The organism is Spirillospora sp. NPDC049652 (assembly GCF_040675125.1).
Lineage (GTDB): Bacteria > Actinomycetota > Actinomycetes > Streptosporangiales > Streptosporangiaceae > Spirillospora.
In genome coordinates this window covers 1-4356 of sequence record NZ_JBFAOF010000628.1, presented here as the reverse complement: position 1 = coordinate 4356, position 4356 = coordinate 1, and the positions used below count along the sequence as shown (strand labels likewise).

Sequence of the window (4356 nt, the reverse complement as noted above, 5' to 3'; positions counted from 1 at the left end):
GGCCAGGTCGATCGCGACCGCCGGACGCAGCCCGTGCCGGCTCAGCGGCCACACCGACAGCAGCGGCCCGACCGTCAGCCGCAGCCCGCGCGCGGTCAGCCGGGACCGGACGGTCGTGCCGGGCCGGGACTCCACGAGCAGGTCCATCACGTCTCCCCACGGTGCGCGGACGCGGACGCCCTGCGGCCGGGCGCCGGTGGGGACGCCGTCATGACCAAGCGGTCACTCGGGCGGCCCGGCGTCAGGCTGCACCGCGACGATCACCGTGTCAAGAGATCGACCCGGTGGAACGCGACGTCCGGCGCTGCCGTGTCACAGGACCACCGGTTTTGACGCGGCGGAGTGTGATCCAGTTCACTCGGACGCGGAATCGGCCGCCGGTGGGGTGCGGACCAGCAGGGCGACGAGCGCGCCGAGCGCGCACAGGCCCGCCGTGATCCAGAAGATCTCCGTGTACTCGGTGTGCAGCGCGGCCTTCAGAGCGGCCTTGTACGCCGCGAACTTCCTGGTGAAGCCCTCGTCGAACGGCAGCGGCATCTCCAGATGCGCGGTCAGCACCCCGAACCGGTAGAAACCCCACCCGGACAGCGCCGCGATGCCGAGCAGCATCCCCATCATCCGCGCCACGACCACCGCCGCCGACGCCACCCCGTGCCGCGCCGCCGGGACGAGCCGCAGCACCGCCGACGACACCGGCGCGATCACCAGGCCGAGGCCCAGCCCGGTCACGACCAGGTCGACGTCCACGCGGGGGAGGGGGCCGTACGACGCGTCCGCGGCGTCCGCCGGCCAGGACGCGATGAGCGCGAACCCGGCCGCCGCGACGACCATCCCCGCGACCATCGGGCGCCGCTCGCCGAACCGGTGCGCGATCCACCCGCCGAACACCGCCGCGAGCGGCAGCGCCACCAGGAACCGCGTCAGCAGCAGCGCGCCGCCCACGTCGTCCTTGCCGAGCAGCGTGCGCGCCATGAGCACGACGTCCACCAGCGTCACCATCAGCGCCGCCCCGGACAGCAGGCTCACGCCGAGCGTCGCCAGCAGCGGTCCGCGCCGCACCCCGGACAGGTCGAACAGGCGCGTCCGCGCCCGGACCTCCCACAGGACGAACACGGCCAGCGCCACCAGCCCCGCCGGGAGCAGGGCCCAGCCCCACGGCGGCAGCGCCGAATGCTGCGGATCGGGGTTGTACAGGCCCACGACCAGCAGGCCGAGCCCGAGCGCCAGCAGCGCGCCGCCGACCGCGTCGACGCCCTCCGCCCGCTCGCGCGGCCGTCCGCCGGGCACCGAGAAATGCACCGCGACCATCGCCACGAGGGTCAGCGGCACGTTGATCCAGAAGATCGCCCGCCAGCCGAGCGCCGCCGCGATCCCCACGCCGTACAGCGGGCCGAGGACACTGCCGAGCTCCTGCGCCGCCCCGACCGCGCCGAGCACGACCGACCGGTTCCGCTCCGGCCACAGGTCCCCGGCGAGCGCCATCGTCACCGGCAGCAGCGCGCCGCCCGCGACGCCCTGCACGACCCGTCCGGACGTCAGCGCCCAGACCGCCGCCGTCCCGTCCAGGTGCGACGGCCACTTCCCGGCGACCGCCGTGACCAGCGACCCGACCGCGAACAGCAGCAGGCAGCCCTGCAGCACGGCGCGCCGCCCGAACCGGTCCGAGAGCTGCCCGAGCAGCGGCATCGCCGCCACGTAGCCGAGCAGGAACCCGGTGATCACCGGGGTGATCCGCTCCAGCCGGTTCACCGGCACGTTCAGGTCGGTCACGATCGGGACCAGCACGGTCGAGATCACGTAGGCGTCGAGGGAGGCCAGCAGCACCACCGCCGCGCCGACCCCGATCGCGGTGCGCCGCCGCCCGTCCGCGCGCGCCGGGGCCTCGGCCGTCACGGTCACTTCGGCGCGCTGATCTTGTAGGGGCGGTCGTACTCGGTGAAGTCGATCGTCGCCGCCGCGCCCTTCGCCAGGTCGCCCTTCACCCGGACCAGCCGGTGCGACGCCTTGTCGATCCAGAGCTGCCCGGCCACGTCCGCCTCGATCCCCGGCACGATCTTGCCGATGGACGCCTGGGGCAGCGTCCCGCCGACCCGGTAGCAGTCCTTGCCGTTCACCTTCTCCTCGGCCTGCGCCTTCGGGTCCTTGATCGAGGCGAGCATCTTCGCCACGCCCCGCTCGGGGTCGAGCACCGCGGACGTGTCGTACACCGTCCCGGCGAGCATCTTCGGCACCTTGCGCCAGCTCTTGCCCGTCACGCCCTTGATGTAGACCGAGTCGCCGACCGCGACGAGCTGCATCTCCCCGGTCGCGCCCGACTGGGACACCTGGACGGTCCCCTCGCCGTCCCCGTTGCGCAGCAGCTTGAGGTCGCCGCCGTGCACCAGCAGGCCCGAGTCGCCCTGGGTCCGCAGCGTCACCGCGACGCTGGTCACCTTCCCCATGGCGTCGGACGACTGGCGCACCACCTGCCCGGCGTCGAAACGCGCGGTCTCCTCCTTGGAGCCGCCGCCCCCCTTGCAGCCCCCGACCACCAGCAGGGCGAACACCACGACCACGAACCGCCGAACAACCTTGGACATAGCCCGGACCCTACCGACCGGTCACCCGGCGCGTCACTCGGTAGCAGGGATGATCCGGCACCACCCGAGAGGACTACAGTGGCCGCCCCGCGCCTTCCCCCGCTAAGCTGAGGCCCGGCACGCCCCCGGAAGCACCACCGTCACGGGGGTCGCTCCAGGGGCGGTAGCTCAGCCGGTCAGAGCAGGGGACTCATAATCCCTGGGTCGCGGGTTCGAGTCCCGCCCGCCCTACCCACCACCGGCTCCCGTCCCGCGCGATCACGAACGCGGCCCACGCCTCCCGGCCCCCGGCCCCCGGTCCTCGCTCCGAGCCCCCTGGCCCTTCGTTCCAAGCCTCCGGACGCTGCGCCCCGAGCCCGACCCCACCTGGCCCGTGCCCGCCCTCGCCTGGCCCGTGCCCGACTTCGCGCGTGTCCGCGCCCGACTTCGCGCGAGCGAGAGTCGGAGCCGCGACCGGGGGCGTGGTCGGCTCCCGCCATCGGATTCGGCGGCTGACGTCGTCTTCAGGTTTCTTGACTTCGCGCACGCTCGCCGCGTGATCTGACGATCTCGGCTGACAAGGGTTCCGGCGCGGCCGGGGTGGCTGAACGATCTCCTGCGCGGCGGTGACCAGCGGGTGTCCTGGAACGTTCCGAAAGTTGACGCGGGCGCCTGACTCCCGTGCGGCTTTGACTGAGTCTTCGCAGTTCAGAAGGGGCGATGACGAGGTTTTGAGCAACTTCTTCCCAGGTGGTGACTGACATCACGCACGGGTGTTACGTTCACCTGCGTGACATCGAGCAAGCGCCGTGCGCAGATCGTTTCGTCGGTCCGCACGAAGGGGGCGGCCTCGGTCAGGGAACTGGCCGAGAGCCTCAAGGTGAGCGAGTCGACGATCCGTCGTGATCTCGACGTGCTGGACCGCAACGGCGAGCTCGTGCGGACCTACGGCGGGGCCGCGCCCTCGCCGCAGCAGGCGGGGGCGCTGGAGATCTCCTTCGCCGCCTCGGCCGAGCGCGACCGGGAGGGCAAGGAGGCGGTGGCCCGCCGGGCCGCCGAGCTCGTCGAGGACGACATGGTCGTCGTGCTCGACATCGGCACCAGCACCCGGCTCATCGCGCGCCACCTGCGCGGCCGGCCGGTCACCGTCATCACCGCCAACCTGGCGGTGTTCGACGAGCTGCGCGACGACGCCGCCGTCCGGCTGGTGCTGGTGGGCGGCGTGGTGCGGCGCAACTACCTCTCGCTGGTCGGGTCGCTCGCCGAGTCCGCGCTCAGCCAGGTCAGCGCCGACCTGGTCTTCCTCAGCTGCACGGGGGTGCGCTCCAACGGCCATGTCGTGGACGACATGGAGGTGGAGACCCAGATCAAGCGCGCGATGATCGAGGCCGCCGACCGGGTCGTCCTGGTGGCGTCCGAGAGCAAGTTCCCCGGCACCGGGTCGCTGCGCGTCTGCTCCCTCGAACAACTCGACACGCTGGTCACGACCGCCGGTGCCGACCCCCAGACTCTCGAGCTCTGCCGCCAGGCGGGTGGAAAGGTGATCATCGCATGAAGCTGGCCATTCTCGGCGGCGGTGGGTTCCGGGTGCCGTACGTGTACCAGGCCCTGCTGCGCGACCAAGGCTCGCCGCGCATCGAAGAGGTCTGGCTGCAGGACTCCGACGCCGGGCGCCTGGAGGCCATGGCGGCCGTGCTCGCGACGTTCGCCGACGGCGTGCCGGACGCCCCCAAGGTGTTCACCAGCACCGGGCTCGACCTGCGGGCGGCGCACGTAGGACAGGGTGATCCGGCCCAGC

Annotated in this window: 3 protein-coding genes, 1 tRNA gene and 1 pseudogene; 3 read left to right on the top strand and 2 right to left on the bottom strand. The window is 72.5% G+C overall.

Translation table 11 applies throughout. From position 1 onward, the window contains the following. Positions 1-354: 354 nt before the first annotated feature. Together AB0J52_RS29420 and AB0J52_RS29415 are read right to left on the bottom strand one after the other, a co-directional pair. Positions 355-1899, bottom strand: coding sequence for an MFS transporter (locus AB0J52_RS29420; protein WP_500185797.1), 1545 nt, complete (start codon positions 1897-1899; stop codon positions 355-357). Beyond that, positions 1896-2579 (bottom strand): LppX_LprAFG lipoprotein, encoded by a 684-nt coding sequence (locus AB0J52_RS29415; RefSeq protein ID WP_500185795.1) that lies wholly within the window; start codon positions 2577-2579, stop codon positions 1896-1898. The genes AB0J52_RS29420 and AB0J52_RS29415 overlap by 4 nt, the downstream gene beginning before the upstream one ends. Before the next feature lie 157 nt (positions 2580-2736). On the opposite strand from AB0J52_RS29415, the gene AB0J52_RS29410 reads away from it, so the two are divergent. The 3 genes and pseudogenes from AB0J52_RS29410 to AB0J52_RS29400 form a co-directional block, all read left to right on the top strand. Beyond that, a tRNA-Ile gene (locus tag AB0J52_RS29410) sits at positions 2737-2810 on the top strand. Between the two features lie 538 nt (positions 2811-3348). Beyond that, a complete protein-coding gene (locus tag AB0J52_RS29405; protein WP_500185794.1) occupies positions 3349-4113 on the top strand; it encodes a DeoR/GlpR family DNA-binding transcription regulator in 765 nt (254 codons plus the stop codon). Beyond that, a pseudogene (locus AB0J52_RS29400) lies at positions 4110-4356 on the top strand (hypothetical protein); the annotation flags it as partial. The gene AB0J52_RS29405 and the pseudogene AB0J52_RS29400, both read left to right, overlap by 4 nt.